This is a genomic window from Myxococcus virescens, from assembly GCF_900101905.1.
Taxonomy (GTDB): domain Bacteria; phylum Myxococcota; class Myxococcia; order Myxococcales; family Myxococcaceae; genus Myxococcus; species Myxococcus virescens.
On record NZ_FNAJ01000007.1, the window covers coordinates 201,535 to 215,883 of the forward strand.

A 14,349-nucleotide genomic window follows, 5' to 3' on the forward strand; every position below is an offset into this window, starting at 1 on the left:
CGACACCGCCGTCCCGGCTTTCATTCGCTGGACTGGGGCCGGCGCCCAGCAGCGCGGCCAGGACGCCGCAGGCCACGAACAGCCGGCGCGGTGTCACGGCGACCGGGCACCCAGGAAGGACTGAAGCGATTCCACATGGGCACGCAAATAGGCCTGCTCCGCGCGCAGGCGGGTAATCTCCATCATCAGGTAACCGCGGAAGCGGCGAACCTCCCGCGTCTGGAGCGCGTCCATGGACTTCAGCTGCGCTTCCAGGTCCGACACCAGGGTGCTCACCTCACGCAGCCGGCCCTCCTCGGTGCGGTGGACGGTGCGCAGCTCGGCGACCAGCTCGTTGACCCGCTGAGGCACGCCTGACACGTCATCGAGTGTCGCGCGACGGCGGCCTTCCCTCGCCCGTGCGTTGGCCGAGCCCTGCCACAGGTGGCCCAGATTGTAGGACAGCGTGAGCTGCCCGAAGAGGGGCAGGTCCTGGTCGACGTCGATGAGCTCGTCGTACCCACCGCGCAGGCTGACGCGCCAGGCGCGCGAGCGGCGCAGCGCGCCGTTATACGTCTCGAGCTGGTCATCCGCGGCTCGCAGCTCGTTCAGCACACTCTCCAGCCGCTGACCTTCTTGAAGCCGAGGCCGTGCCGCCAGCCGCTCGCGAGCAATCTGGGTGTTGCTGGAAAGCTGACGCAGCCCATCCAGTCGAACCTGCACCGCGTTCAGCTCCTCCAGCGTCACCAGGCCTTGCTTCATGTCGTTGCGAAGCGACGTGAGCAGCGCCTCGGCGTGGGGCAGCGCCTCCTCCAGAACGCGAGCTCGAGCCTCCAGCGCGGCCTGTTCGCCCAGGCCGCTGCCCTGGCGGATGGCGGACTCCAGCACCGTCATCGCCCGCTGACGGCGGCAGTCCGCCTCCGCGCGCTTGTGGATGGCTCGACCGCGGTAGATGCCCACGAGGTCGTACATCAACCCCGCCGTCACACGCGGGGTCGGCTCACCCAGCGGCGTGGTACCAGCGCCGCCGCTGGCTTCGCCCGCGTTGACCACGCCGAAGGCCCCGAACAGCTCGGGCGCCAGTTCGAGCGCGGCCTCCGCGCTGCCAACGCCGCGGACGAAGTCGCAGTAACCGGCGGCCCGGTCCTCGCTGGACGGCGACGTGAGTTCTCCCGCGGGAGGAGGCGCCGGCTGGGCCAGCGCCAGGCGCGCGGCAAGTGACAGCAATGCGCCACAAGTGACGGTCATCCGCATGGTCGAGTGTCTCCGGCTCCGAGGCCGTCTCCAGTCAAAGGGTGGTAGGACTCACAGCAGCAGCGGCGGCCGGCCCAGGTGGAGCAGGTCTTCCCGGGCGGAAGGCGCGTCCGTCAGTTGGACCTCCACCATGACGCCGCGGAGCATGTACTGGCGGATGGGGTGCTTGAGGGACACCTCGCCCTCGAGCACGCGCCCGATGACGCCCACCTCATGGCACCAGATGACCTTGGCCGCGCACGCGTACAGCGGCGTGCCCTGCTCGGCGTTCGGGATGTTCTCGTACGGGACGAATGCGACCGTGAGGTCCTTCTCGATGGCCTTGAGGTACGGCGACGCCCGCAGCGACGCAATCAGCGTGTCGTAGCGCAGGGCCACCTCGTCCAGGGCGGCCAGGTCTGTCTGGAGGCTCTTCAGCGTCGCCTCCGCGCGGGCCTGCTCCAGGACGGAGTGCGTGTACTCGCGCTCCAGCAGCAGCACGTCGGACGTCATGCCCTGGGGCGTCTCGTTCTTGCCCATCCCGGACTGCACTGCTGAGAGGCCGGCAATCTCCCGCTGGAGCGAATCCAGCCGCGTCTCCAGGTCCGCCGAGGACTGCGCCAGTGACAGGTTGCTCTGCGCCAGCTGCGCCAGGTGGTGGTTGATGGTGAGCTTCTCCTCCTGCTCCATCAGGCGCGCGTCGTACAGCGCGTCGGTGCGCGTGCGCGCCAGTCCGGCGAAGGCACGGTTGGACTGGAGAATCTCCGCCCGGGCGTTGTTGTACTCACGGCGCAGCAACGACAGCCGCTGTGCCACCCGGTCCCTGGCGTCGCGCTCGCCACGCAGGGCGACGAGGAAACGCTGCTGGAACGCGCGCTCCGCGGCGACGGTGCGCTCGGCGTCGGAGATGCGGTTCTCCACCGACCGCCGGTCCGACAACACGTGGTCGCGCGCGGACGTCTGCGCGGCCACCTGCGTATTGAGCGTGAGAATCTGTGGGTCCGTCGGCGAGATGACCGTGGGGGTCACCCAGCTGCGGCTCACCAGGAAGAAGCCCTGAACGGACAGGAAGGACACCAGCCCGAGCATGATGAGCCCGAGCAGCAGGGAACCGATGAACTTGTAGGCGGAGACGGCGATGCTGTTGACGCGATTGGCGACGCGTTGGTTCATGGCGTAGTGCCCTCACCAGCATGGGTGGGAGGAAAGCGGCCCCCGGAGTCGACCGGCGACGTCTCGGGAGCGGCGCTGGCGCTGCCCCGCGTCTCCCAGCTCCCCGAGTCCAGCGTCAGCAGTGCCAGCGGCGTGAAGAGCGCGTACGTCACCGGCATCAGCAGGGCCATGGGCAGGAAACTGGCGCCGTGGACTCGCCGGTCCGCGGGAAGGTGCCGTGTTTCGATTCGATAGATGACCCCCAGCAAGCCGATGACCAGGAAGTGGAAGGCGAGGATGTCCCAGAACTCGCCGGTCAGGACGTTGTGCACGATGACCAGCGGGTAGGAGAGGAGCAGCGCGAGCTGCGACACGTAGTGGACCGCCACGACCGGGTGGAGCCGCCAGGCGTGTGACAGGCCGCCCAGCAGGTCCACCAGGTTGGAGCGGCGCCACCGGAGCTGCTGGGAGAAGTACCCGGCCAGCGTCGACGGCGCGGCGGTGAAGCAAAAGGCGTCCAGCGTGTAGACGGTCTCGTAGTCGTGCTTGACGATTTGCCGCGTGAGGAACCGGTCCTCGCCGTACTTGATGGGGATGCCCGCGATGGCGCGCGCCTCGAGGATGGGCTCCAGCTCCAACAGCACGTGGCGGCGGTAGGCGGTGAGGCAGCCCGACAGGCACATCACCTGGCGGAAGCTGCGCTCCAGGTCCTTGAGCCACTCCTGGGCGAAGTGGAACTTGATTTCAATCATCCGCGTCATCCAGTTCTGATGACGGTTCGTCACGTAGGTTCGGCCGCCCACCGCGGCGATGCGCGGGCTGACGAAGCGGCGCACCAGCTGGCGGACGGCGGCCTTGTCGACGATGACGTCCGAGTCCACCGACACGATGATTTCCGCGTCCGTGGCGGCCTTCACCGCGCGGTTGATGCCCTTGCGCTTGCCCATGTTCTCCGGGTTGCGCATGACGATGACGTTGGGATTTCCCTCCGCCGCCTTCAGTGCCCAGGCGTAGCTGTCGTCCTTGGAGCAGTCATCCACCACCACGATTTGCAGCAGGTGGCTGGGATAGTCCTGCTCCAGGAGACTTCGAACGCCGTGGTAGATGCCTTCGCCTTCGTTGAACAGCGGGATGACGATGGCGACTCGTGGCAGGTAGGTGTCGTCGACTCTGTCGAACTTCCGCCCCTTCAGGCGCCGTAGCAATGGCCCGAGGACATAGCGGTTCATCAGAACCACCATGAATAGTAACTGAATTGGAAAGAGCTCCATCCGTCCCTGCCCCCCATCACGCCACGAGCCGCCCTCGTCGCGACCCCACCCGCCGCTGCGAACCCCAACACGAGCGAGCGAAAGGTTGGCGGGGGCAACGGTGTGTGCCATCTGCCTCCAGGGTCAGAGACAGTGGCCATCAGTGGCCATGCCACGCAGAAGCACGCAGGAGCGAGCAGGCAGCGGTGGTAGAAAGGGGGCATGCCGACAGACTTCCAGCCCCTCGCGCTGCGTCCGGATGAGGTCCATGTATGGATTGTCGAGCCCGAGCGCATCGACGACCGGCGCCTCCTGGATGCCTACTGGGCGCTGCTGGACGCGAAGGAGCGCGACAAGCAGCAGCGCTTCCGCTTCGAGCGACACCAGCGCCAGTACCTGGTGAGCCATGCGCTGGTGCGGCTGACGCTGTCCCGCTACGCGCCGGTGGCGCCGGAGGCCTGGGCCTTCGACACCAACACGTACGGCCGGCCGGTGGTGCGGGGGGCGTGGGGCCCGAAGCTGCGCTTCAACCTGTCCCATACGGACGGCATGGCGCTGGTGGCGGTGGGCTGGGACGCGGAGCTGGGCGCGGACGTGGAGGACGCGCAGCGGAAGGGGGAGACGGTGGAGATCGCCGACCACTACTTCGCCGCCTCGGAAGTGGCGGCGCTGAAGGCCCTGCCGCCGGAGCGGCACCGGGAGCGCTTCTTCGAGTACTGGACGCTGAAGGAGTCCTACATCAAGGCGCGTGGCGCGGGGCTGTCGCTGCCGCTGGACCAGTTCGCCTTCCACCTGGAGCCGGGACAGGCGCCGCGCATCTCCTTTGACCCGCGGATGCAAGACGTGCCGGACGCGTGGCAGTTCGTTCAGCTGCGCCCGTCGGAGCGGCACCAGGCGGCGGTAGCGGTGAACCGGCCCCGTGGGCAGCCGCTGACGGTGCGCTGGCAGTTCACGGTGCCGCTGGCCGGGGACACGCCGCCCCGGTTCCAGGCGGTGTAGACGGCGGGCTCAGGGCGCGCGGCCCATCCACCGGTTCAGGTCCTCGCTGATGTGCGCGAGGAGGGCGTCCCGCTGCGACTTGATGAAGAAGTGGCCGCCGGGGAAGAGGCGGACGCGGACGTCCTCGCTCCGCGTCTCGTCGCGCCAGCGCTCCAGGTTCGCGGTGGGGACGTGCTTGTCGTCGGGCGAGCCGACGACGGAGATGGGGACCTCCAGCTTCGCGGGCTGGGGGCCGTCCTCCGTGAAGGCGATGCCGAAGTCGGCGCGCAGCATGGGCAGCACCAGCTCCAGCAGCTCGCGGTGCTGGAAGATCTCCTCGGGCGTGCCGTCGTAGCGCCGCAGCTGCGCGATGAACTCCGGTTCGGGCAGGTGGTGGATGGGCTCGCGGGTGTTGACGGACGGCGGCCCTGCGGCCCCCAGGAACAGGCCCACGGGGCGCGGGCCGTTGCGGGCCTGGAGGCGCCTGGCGAGCTCCAGGGAGATGCGAGCGCCCATGCTGTAACCGAAGAAGGCGAAGGGCCGGTCCAGCAGCGGCGCGATGGCGGGCAGCAGCGCGTCCACCAGGGCAGGCAGGCTGCCAATGGGCTTCTCGGACAGGCGGCGCTCGCGCCCGGGGAGCTGGACGGGGCACAGCTCCACACCCGCCGGCAGGCCCTGGCTCCACTGGTTGTAGATGGCCACGCTGCCACCGGCGTACGGCAGGCAGAACAGCCGCAGCCGCGGGTCCGTCAACGGCTTCCGGGTGGGGAACCAGCGGTCGGGGGCATGAGGGCTCGAGTTGGACGCGCTTTGCATGACGTGAAGGCTCTGTCGCATGGCCACGGAAAACGGGTCAAGTCCCGGAGGCCGCGTGGCGTGTTAGCGTTTCGGGGACGCGCAGGGGCGTCATTCTGGAGTCACCATGGGGCGTTCCGCGGGCTTCATACTCTGGCTGACGGGTCTGTCAGGTGCGGGCAAGAGCACCTTGTCCCGTGCCCTGCGTGCGCACCTGGCCTCGTCGATGCCTGTGGAGGTGCTGGACGGGGATGAGGTGCGCACCTGGCTGTCCCACGGACTGGGCTTCACCCGCGAGGACCGCGAGGAGAACGTGCGCCGCATCGGTCATGTGGCCCGGCTGCTGGCGAAGCACGGGGTGGGGGTCATCGCCGCGGCCATCTCGCCCTATGCGAACTCGCGCGCCGAGGTGCGCCGGCTGGCCGAGGAGGCGGGCATCCCCTTCGTGGAGATCTTCGTCCAGGCGCCGCTGGACGTGCTCATCGCCCGGGACGTGAAGGGGCTCTACAAGAAGGCGCTGGCCGGCGAGCTGGCGCACTTCACCGGCGTGTCGGACCCCTATGAGGCGCCTGACGCGCCCGACGTCACCGTCCGCTCGGATGTGGACACCGTGGAGGCGGGCCTGTGGCGCGTCTTGGAGACGCTGCGAAAGCGGGGCCTGCTCGACGCCGCCGCGGCGGCGTGAAGCGCGTCCCCGAGGTGGCGGAACGTCCGCGCACCTCGGGGGAACGGAGGCGCGGACTCAGGCGAGGATGCGCTCCATCTTCACGTAGGGGCGCTCGGCCTGGATGCCCTTCGTGCGGCAGTGCTCCAGGAACTTGTTCGACTCGACAATCTGCGGGGCCTTGTCGTCGTAGACGAGGATCATCACGTGGCGCAGCCACGGCTCCTGGCCCATGGCGTAGACGTAGACCTCCTTGGGCGACAGGTAGTTGGTGATTTCGATGGCGCGAGCGCTGTCGGAGCCGTTGAGCCGGCGGGCCTGGTCCATCTTCCGGGGCAGGGGATTGCACAGCAGCGGGCCGTACATCCAGCTCATCGGGCCGCCTTCGCACTCCATGCCGAGGAACAGCACGTCGATGGTGCCGACGATGTCGCGCAGGTGCTGGTACATGCGCGGCTCGATGGCGTTGGAGTCCGCGGCCATCAGCATGGACTTGCCGCCCAGGCGCACCAGGTGCGCCGTCTTGGCCTGGATGGCCAGATCGCTGTGCTCGCCCAGGAAGGGAAGGCCGGTGATGGAGCCGCCCGGCACGGGAATCTCCTGGAGGTCGTCAATCTCCACCACGTTCTTGAAGCCGTTGTGGTGGAGCATCAGTCGCAGCGACGGGTCCGCCAGTGAGTTGCCGTTGTTGCGCGGGACGATGATGCAGCCCACCCGGTGCCGCAGCTGGATGAGCGTCTCCATCATCAGGTGGTCTGCGTGGCCGTGCGTGAGGACCACGTAGTCGATGCGCTCGGGCAGGTCGGAGTGGGTGAAGCGGGGGAGGTCCGTGGGGAACTCGTAGCTGATGACGGGGTCGGTGAGGATGCTGACGTCCTTCGTCTCCAGCAGCACGCAGGCGTGGCCGAAGTAGCGCACGCGCACGCCCTCTCCGCTGTAGCGCTCCGTGCGGCGGGGCTCGACGTCCGTGAAGAGCGCGGCGAAGGCGTCCGCGGCGGAGGCGGGCACGCCGAGCATCTCCGCGACCTGTCCGGGCGAGCCCGGCGTGTGGCGCATGCGGAAGAGGGCGTCCAGTCCTTCATGCTTGTAGGGGACGCGCAGCCAGAGGGGCGTGTCCTCCTCCAGGCGGGGCGTGCTGAAGATGTAGGGCCGCCAGTCGCCGTCCACCTGCATGAGCGTCACGCTCTGCGAGGACTCCTTGTGGAAGGGGCTGCGGTACAGGAGCGGCTCGATGTACCGCGCGCTGGCGCGGTTGCTCAGGTCGTACGTGAGCTCCACGTAGCCGCGGAGGATGTCGGGCACCTTGGCGTAGAGGCCCTCCAGGGAGCCGCCGTTGTTGGGCGCCATGAGCTGCTCCAGCTCGGCCACCGCCTTGGTGTACGCGAGCATGTTGGCCTGCTCCTTCTGCGTCCGCTCCAGGAGCTCCTTCACGCGCGGGGCCTTCGCCGCCGGGTGGTTGATGAACGGGCCGCCCATCAGCATCGGGTTCTTCAGGGCCGCCACGTGCACGTCCGGGTTCGCCACGAAGGACTGCATCAGCTTCTGGTGCAGGTTCGTCACGAACAGCGGGGCCGTCGCCGGAGACAGCAGGTACCACCACGCGTACCACTGATTGTAGAGCGGCTCGATGGCGACGTTCGGCTTGAGGTACATGGGGCGGTCCAGCATGGCGGTCTCCTCCGAGCGAGGTCCGGAAAACGTCGGGAAATTGGCAAGCGTGGGGCCCGTAGATACACGGATTCGAAGGGTGATGCACGGGGCCAACACGGCGCATCTTTTGCGTTAGCTCAACCGTGCGAGCATCCGGGCGTATCCCTTTCATCGTGCAACCCGAGCAAGGAGCGTCCCGATGAAGGCAGCTTGGAATGTTGTGCTGGCCTTGATGGTGGGAGTGGCCGTGGGCTGCGGCGTTGGGGCCATGGATTCGGAGGACGTGCAGGATGAGGCGCTCGGCACGTCGGAAGCCACGCTCGCGGTCTGTGGAGATGGTGTCTGCGAATTCGGCGAGCGGTTGAGCTGTCCCCTTGATTGCCCACGTGGTGAGTTCTGTGGAAACGGCGCGTGCTGTCCTGGGGAGACGGCCCGGACCTGTCCCGAGGACTGCACGCAGGGCGACCCAGGGCGTTACTGCTACCGGGCGCACTGAGTCCCTGACGGGGCCTCGACGGGCGCGCGAGAAACGGGTCCCCGTTGCCCGCGCGCCGTTCCGCCGTGTCAGATTGGGCGGGGCGTTTTCGCTACATCGCGAAGCAGCCGTAGACCTTCTCGTAGTAGGAGGTCTTCGTGCCGTTGAGGACCGTCTCCGGCGTGCTGCAGCCGCAGAGGAGTTCACCGACCTTGGTGACCTTCGCGGGTTCCGCGTAGTACGTGATGACGTAATCCCGGCCGGTGATGTCACGACAGGGGATCGCCTGGGCCTCCGTTTCGAGCTCGGTGGCGGTCTCCTCTTCGATGCCGCCACAGCCCGTCATCAGCCCTACTGCCAGCAGACCCACCATGATGCCTGTACGCATGAATTCCCCTTTTGTGAGAAGGTGATGCGTTCTCAGGATAGCTAGAGAACGCGTCAATGGCACCTGGGGGCTGCGGACTGTCGGAATGCGAACGGGCCCACTCGGTCTGTCGACGAGGCGCCCACGCGGGAACAGCACCGCTCCATGGCGGATGCCCTTCATCGTGAGGTCCTCGGGCTGTGTCTGGATGGTGTTCATGGCATTGAGGGGCACGAGGAGATTGAAGAGCACTTTCTCCGGCATGTGCTTGCTGTCAGGGTTCAACGTCAGGTCGCGGGCAATGTCTCGGGTCTGCCGCAAGGCGACGACGCGGTCGAGGGCGACGGCCGAGCGCACTCAAGTCAGGGCGCCAGGTGCGTTCAGCGTGCTCCTACAATCTTCGTCAACCAGGTTTTCGAGGCCCCGTGGGAAGTGCTGAACCGAAGTCCGTCATGCCAGATGACCGAAATGCCTAGGGCCGCCAGGAGGCGTTCGCGCTTGTTGCTGAGTCGGCGGTTCACAACGAGGCAGAGTTCGTCCTCTTTCGATCCATGCTCATGGCGGTACTCGAATAGCTGAGCAAGGGCGGCCCGCGTTTGGTGTACCTCGTGGCGGCCCAGCGTCTTGGCTTCGAAAATGACTCGTGGTCCACCCCCAGGACTGTGGGCCCACAGAACAATAGCTCCAGGACCCTCGTTGATATGCGTCCAGCCATTCTTCTGCAGCAGCGCGTGTAGTTCGACGAGAAGGTCATGGTGGGCTTTCATTGCCTTCTCTTTCAGGACAAGCGTCTCGTCTGGATCTGCGTGCTGTTCTCTCTTTGTGAAGTCGGCTGGCGTTCGCGCTGGCTCGAAGGGCTGGTTGCGAAACGTCGTTGTGGGTAGGGGAAGCAGCACGCCAGTCATTCAGCGTCCGCACGGGCGCATTGCGGTAAATGGGAAGTCGTTGCTGTGTCCCCAGTCGATGACGTTTGCGAGGGACTTCCCAACGACTTTGCTATAGCCGCGCTCGGTGAATGCTCCATGGGAGTTGGAGCGAGATGACCCTGGCTTGATGAGACTGCATTCGGTGGTGTGAATGACGAAGTACGACGGGAGTAGCGACTTCGTCACGTTCGCGATGAATCCGGTCGAGTTTGCCGCACGCCAAGTGGCGTCGTCGATCGACGCATGCTACCTGCTCCCTTTCGACAAGCCAGCGTGCCAGCGAGATGCACCAGGCGGGTGTGGAGCATGACGGCATTCGCGGAGGCAGCTCTTCGTGTGGTTACGGCTGCATTGCGAGGATGCGCCAGGCGTTCACGTCAATCGCATAGGTGGCGCCTCCCTCCAGCGTGGGCGCCGTTCCGATGTCGCACTTCTTCGGGTTCGGGATGATGCTGACGAGCACAACCCCGGGGGAGGCCGGCGCTGTTGCGACCTCGTAGGACTCGCGGCGGTTGAGGCACTCATAGAGCGGTGTGGCGTCCTTGGGCAGCTTCCGGTCCCAGGGCAGGTAGTCCTCCATGGCGAGCTGGATGGCACGCAGGGTGGTGCCGCTGATGATCTGTAGCCCTTCGCTTGGAATCGCGAGCGGGATTGCGAAGGCGGCAGCCTCTTCCGGCGGCGCATGCACCGGGCGCGGCGGCCGTTGGAACAGGGCGCATGCGGGCAGCACGCAAAGAAGGGGGAGCAGAACGCGCTTCATGGGGCCTCCGTGCGGGCAACGATTTCGGATGTGCATCGACACGCTCAGCCCTCAGTCATCCACCGCAGTGACGAGCCCGAGAGCCTTGTTCTCGTGCTTGATGATGCCCACCAGCTTCCAGTGCTTGCGTTGTCGGAGGTAGACCTCTCCGGGTTGCTCGCTGCCGAGATTCGGCACGAGCTTGGTGATGGTGCAGGCGCGGTCGAACTGGATGCGGATGGTCCAGATTTGCGTCTCGGCAAGCCGGTCCACGAGCGACAGTGACGAGGGAGCCCACGGGTGGCTGTGGAAGTCCCCGAGCACAATCGTTCGCCCTCTCGGGTCGGCGACGTAGCGAGGTGGGATGCACTTCTTCCTCTTCGAGGGGCCAACCGGTTCGGGCTCGCCCAGAGGTGAGGGCATGCTGGCGTGGTAGATGCCGTCTCCCAGTGAGTAGATGGCGCCGCAGTACTCCTGCTCATAGTCGCGCGCCATCGCGCGCGGCAGCTCCATGACGGCAGGGCAGAGTTGGTCGATGACCTCGTCCACGTCGGAAGACGGGGTGATGGCTTCCCAGGGGCCTCGCACGTGGACGTGGGGGCCTGAACGCCAATAGTCCCGCGTGCCACTCGGTTCAGGCGCCCCGGCGCAGCCGATGGCCATGCCGAGCGCTGCGACGCGTCCCAGCCGAGCTGCTGTCATGGACCCCTCCCGTCCGAAATCAGGAATTAGAGTCCATATATGCAAGCCTCTAAGTCATGACAATTCGGTTTCGCTGCTTTGGGAGGGTTTGCACCAACGAGGCACGAGGCCGGGCCGGTACACCCCGGCACCGATGCCCGCGCGGGAAGGAGGGGCATCCCTCCCGCGCGGGTGGCGCCGGACGTCAACGCAGTAAGAACAGCCCCGCCGGAGCACCATGCCCGGCGGGTGTGATGACGGCAGGCGGAAAGCCGCGCCTGGTGCCTCCCGCCACCACGACACCTCAGTCGTCGTGCCTGCCCAGGGAACAGATGTCCCCGCGCTTGACCAGCAACAGGGGCTCGCCGCACCAGCATTTCTCATCGGGGGCATAGGTGCGTGGGCAGGGGGGCTTCGGGCTCGCCGCGCAGCTCCGAGGCGCGCAGCAGGCCGTTGAGCGCCGTCAACGCGCCGGTGAGCACCTCCGTGGGAATGGAGTCCTCGCCGGCGAGCTGCTCCTGAGTGCTCCACTGGCCTTCCTCGAAGGCACGGAGGACAGCCAGGTCCCGCTCCATGCCGTTGAGGCGGAAGGGCATGCCTCGCGCGCGTCCCAGGGCAGCGCACACGCACGGCGGCACTTCCCCCTGACCGAGCGCATCCAGCATCTGGCGGTAGTCCATCGCGTTCAGCACCAGGGCGCGCCCATCGCCAGTGGCCACTTGCAGGGCCGCGTGCAGGACGACGCCCACGGAGGCGGCGCCGGGCCCATGGACGACGCGCAGCTTGGCCTTGGAGTGCTTTTTCGGGGCGCCCACCGAGCACCCCCTGTCTTGCGCGCAGCGCCCTGGGCCGCGGACTCCCGTCCGGCGTCCGTGACGCGGCGGACCTCCGCGAGGGCCTTGTGGAAGGCGCGCAGCAAGGCGAGCCAGCCCTCGCCGCGGACGATGCCCGAGCCGCAATCCACCTCCCAGCGCTCGCCCGCCTCATCGAGGCGGCGGAACCCCAAAGTGAACTCGGTCGGCAGGAGGCTCCGGCGGGGCTGGGAGGATGGCGTTAAGCCGCCGCGGCCTTGGGCATCATCAGGCCGCTCAGCGGTACGGCTTGGTGAGTGTTTGGCTTTGGCCTTGCCGCCACGCCAGCGCCACGGCGCCATCAGCGGGAGCGGCACTTGCTCCATCCCCCCCGCCCGAATCCCCAGTGGGGACGGGCGGTTAGGATGTGACCCCGACAGGAATCGAACCTGTGGCCTGCGGTTTAGGAAACCGCCGCTCTATCCAACTGAGCTACGGGGTCGTGCTCTCAAGTCACTGCGCTTTCTGGAGGGAATCCGCCAGAAAGGTCCAGCCATGCTCCCCCAAGCCGGGGCGCATGCACAACGACGTGCCTTATAGCAGGCGGCCCGGCGCGCGCAACGCGCCAGCATCACCGTTTCCACCCTGCCGCCCCCTAGGGGGCCTGCCGGGCACCCTCAGCGTGACGCGGGAACGTCCCGGAACCGGACCATGCGACCCCGCTCTCCGTCCCAGACGTTGAGTCGCAGACAGGCCAGCACGTCCCTGGGGTGCAGGGTGGTGGTGCGGGGATTCTGCAGCTCGGGGATGGCGGCCATGGCCTCCGGCAGCCGGTAGAAGGGGATGCGGGGGTTGAGGTGGTGGACGTGGTGGTAGCCGATGTTGCCGGTGAACCACGCCATGACGGGGCCGCAGGCCAGGTAGCTCGAAGCCTCCAGGGCCGCGCTCGCGTGCGTCCAGTCCTGGTCCTCGCGCAGCGCGACGTCCGGGAAGTTGTGCTGGGAGAAGAAGAGGTACGCGCCCAGCGCGTAGCCGATGGACAGCGGCAGCGCCATCGCCGTGAGGTACACGCCCAGGCCCCCGAAGTGGAACACCGCCACGCTGATGGCCACGTGGAGGAGCACGGCGAAGCCCGCGCTCCAGTAGCGCAGCGGGTGCTTCACGAACGGCACGATGCACAGCCCACTCAGGAACGCGAGCGGGTACGCGAAGATCATCACGAGCGGATGCCGCTCCACCACGTAGGCCAGCCGCTCCAGCGCCGTGGCCTCACGCCACTGCTGCGCCGTCCACGTGGTGAACGTCCCCGACGCGGAGGCAGCCAGCCGCGCCGTGTTCGCATGGTGGTGGTTGTGCGACTCGCTCCAGACGCGCGGCGGCGTGAGCAGCAGCACCGCGTGGGTGTGGAACAGGGCCTTCGCGATCCGCGAGCCCGACAGCAGGGAACCGTGCAGGTAGTCGTGGACCAGGATGAAGGAGCGGATCATCACCAGCGCTTGCAACACGCTGCCCACGATGCGCAGGGGCCACCAGGAGGGAAGGGCAGCGAGCGCCATGGCGCCCAGCAGGGCCGCGAAGGTGGTGCCCACTTCCCACCAGCTCCGCCGCGTGTCCTGCGCGGCGAAAGGCCGCGTGCGGGCGATGAGGTTCCGCTCGGCATCTCGGGAGAGTGAGGTGAAGGCGCTGCTGCGGGTCGCGGAGTCCATTCGGAAGTCCAGGGCTGGCACGGCGGCGGCTGCCGTCGATTCGAGTCCCTGGAACCATGCCCGCCCACTGTCATGCGACCGTCATGGGCGGTGCTATTGGCAGACAGCCCTCACGGATGTCGCGATGCGTCGGAGGCCGCGTGGCCCCGCCTGGCCCATGGGGCCCGACGGGGCACGGCACGTCACGAGCGATGCTTGTTGGCTCGGAACTCGCTGGCCCACTGCTCGACGATGGATGCCACCTGCTCGCGCTCGGAGCGCTGCGAGGTCGGAATCACCGAGCTCTGGGCCAACTGCAGGACCGGCGGGCTGTCGCCACTGGGCGTCGGGACCACGGGGCTGGCGCCCTTCTTGCGGACCCAGACGCGGGGACCCTCGCTGGGGCGCACGGGCTCCGGGGTGACGGCGGTCTCCGGTGCCTCCGAAGACTCGCGGCGCTTCCGGCCCAGGATGACGTCCGGAATGCTGTTCGGCGCGGCGTCTTCCGTCCACGCGTGGTGCAGGCGGTCGGACGCCACCATGAGTCGCCGCTTCTGGTAGTGGGCCGCGCAGTAGCCCAGGCTGCGCACCGGCCGCTTGCAGCCGATGACGGCGCAGGCTCGGGCTTCCGGAGCGGCTTCTTCCTCGGCGGTGTCGTGGGGCCCCGCATCCAGGGTCGCGAGCGACGACGCCAGGGCGTCCAGGGCCGCGTTCGGCAGCTCACGCCGCGGCTGGCGCCGGAGGCCGCTGGGGGACAGGCTCTCCGCGATGCGCAGAAGCGTGTCCGTCAGCGGCGACAGCTGCCCGGCGAGTTCCTCGGCCAGCACGGTGCGGAACGCGCGCTCCAGTGGCGGCAAGGACGAAGCGGGAACGCGAGTGGTTCGCGTGGAGTGATGAGACGGGGCGGAACGAAGGCTACGGGGTCTTGGCATGTGGATGAGTGCCTGTGGTCGCTGCCGGTTGCTTCAGGGGACCGTGGAGCGG

General features: G+C 67.6%; 14 protein-coding genes and 1 tRNA gene. 2 read left to right on the top strand and 13 right to left on the bottom strand.

Annotation, left to right across the window (positions count from 1 at the left end; all coding sequences use genetic code 11):
- Positions 1-93: 93 nt before the first annotated feature.
- The 3 genes from BLU09_RS21580 to BLU09_RS21590 are packed head-to-tail and all read right to left on the bottom strand — an operon-like array spanning position 94 to position 3,635.
- Positions 94-1,233: a hypothetical protein gene (locus tag BLU09_RS21580; protein WP_090491408.1), complete on the bottom strand. Its 1,140-nt coding sequence runs from the start codon at positions 1,231-1,233 to the stop codon at positions 94-96.
- 51 nt (positions 1,234-1,284) lie between these two features.
- Positions 1,285-2,385: a coiled-coil domain-containing protein gene (locus BLU09_RS21585; RefSeq protein ID WP_090491409.1), complete on the bottom strand. Its 1,101-nt coding sequence runs from the start codon at positions 2,383-2,385 to the stop codon at positions 1,285-1,287.
- Entirely contained in the window at positions 2,382-3,635 is a 1,254-nt protein-coding gene (locus tag BLU09_RS21590; RefSeq protein WP_090491410.1) for a glycosyltransferase family 2 protein, read from the bottom strand. Before BLU09_RS21590 ends, BLU09_RS21585 begins: the two co-directional genes overlap by 4 nt.
- Positions 3,636-3,836: 201 nt before the next feature.
- On the opposite strand from BLU09_RS21590, the gene BLU09_RS21595 reads away from it, so the two are divergent.
- Positions 3,837-4,613 (top strand): 4'-phosphopantetheinyl transferase family protein, encoded by a 777-nt coding sequence (locus BLU09_RS21595; RefSeq protein ID WP_090491411.1) that lies wholly within the window; start codon positions 3,837-3,839, stop codon positions 4,611-4,613.
- 9 nt (positions 4,614-4,622) lie between these two features.
- Here BLU09_RS21595 and BLU09_RS21600 read toward each other — a convergent pair whose 3' ends face one another.
- Positions 4,623-5,408 carry a thioesterase II family protein gene (locus tag BLU09_RS21600; protein WP_244171928.1) on the bottom strand — a complete coding sequence of 262 codons (786 nt, stop codon included), beginning with the start codon at positions 5,406-5,408 and terminating at the stop codon, positions 4,623-4,625.
- Positions 5,409-5,514: 106 nt separating this feature from the next.
- Between BLU09_RS21600 and cysC the strand changes: the two genes are divergently transcribed.
- Positions 5,515-6,072: an adenylyl-sulfate kinase gene (gene cysC / locus BLU09_RS21605; RefSeq protein ID WP_090491413.1), complete on the top strand. Its 558-nt coding sequence runs from the start codon at positions 5,515-5,517 to the stop codon at positions 6,070-6,072.
- 57 nt (positions 6,073-6,129) lie between these two features.
- Here cysC and BLU09_RS21610 read toward each other — a convergent pair whose 3' ends face one another.
- The 9 genes from BLU09_RS21610 to BLU09_RS21650 all read right to left on the bottom strand — a co-directional run bounded on the left by BLU09_RS21610 (position 6,130) and on the right by BLU09_RS21650 (position 14,192).
- Positions 6,130-7,719, bottom strand: coding sequence for an MBL fold metallo-hydrolase (locus BLU09_RS21610; protein ID WP_090491414.1), 1,590 nt, complete (start codon positions 7,717-7,719; stop codon positions 6,130-6,132).
- 569 nt (positions 7,720-8,288) lie between these two features.
- Complete coding sequence (locus BLU09_RS39460) at positions 8,289-8,900, bottom strand: hypothetical protein (protein ID WP_244171929.1); 612 nt, start codon at positions 8,898-8,900, stop codon at positions 8,289-8,291.
- A gap of 23 nt (positions 8,901-8,923) precedes the next feature.
- A complete protein-coding gene (locus BLU09_RS38280; RefSeq protein ID WP_143043161.1) occupies positions 8,924-9,448 on the bottom strand; it encodes a hypothetical protein in 525 nt (174 codons plus the stop codon).
- 361 nt (positions 9,449-9,809) lie between these two features.
- The gene (locus tag BLU09_RS21625) at positions 9,810-10,229 is read right to left on the bottom strand and encodes a hypothetical protein (protein WP_090491416.1); all 420 of its coding nucleotides are present in this window, start codon (positions 10,227-10,229) and stop codon (positions 9,810-9,812) included.
- A 51-nt stretch (positions 10,230-10,280) separates the two neighbouring features.
- On the bottom strand, positions 10,281-10,910 hold the full coding sequence (locus tag BLU09_RS21630) for a hypothetical protein (protein ID WP_090491417.1): 630 nt from the start codon (positions 10,908-10,910) through the stop codon (positions 10,281-10,283).
- 359 nt (positions 10,911-11,269) lie between these two features.
- Positions 11,270-11,704 carry a hypothetical protein gene (locus tag BLU09_RS21635; protein ID WP_090491418.1) on the bottom strand — a complete coding sequence of 145 codons (435 nt, stop codon included), beginning with the start codon at positions 11,702-11,704 and terminating at the stop codon, positions 11,270-11,272.
- A 404-nt stretch (positions 11,705-12,108) separates the two neighbouring features.
- A tRNA-Arg gene (locus BLU09_RS21640) sits at positions 12,109-12,182 on the bottom strand.
- Between the two features lie 175 nt (positions 12,183-12,357).
- Positions 12,358-13,386, bottom strand: coding sequence for a fatty acid desaturase family protein (locus BLU09_RS21645; protein ID WP_090491419.1), 1,029 nt, complete (start codon positions 13,384-13,386; stop codon positions 12,358-12,360).
- A gap of 182 nt (positions 13,387-13,568) precedes the next feature.
- The gene (locus tag BLU09_RS21650) at positions 13,569-14,192 is read right to left on the bottom strand and encodes a cell wall protein (protein WP_244171930.1); all 624 of its coding nucleotides are present in this window, start codon (positions 14,190-14,192) and stop codon (positions 13,569-13,571) included.
- Between the last annotated feature and the right edge of the window lie 157 nt (positions 14,193-14,349).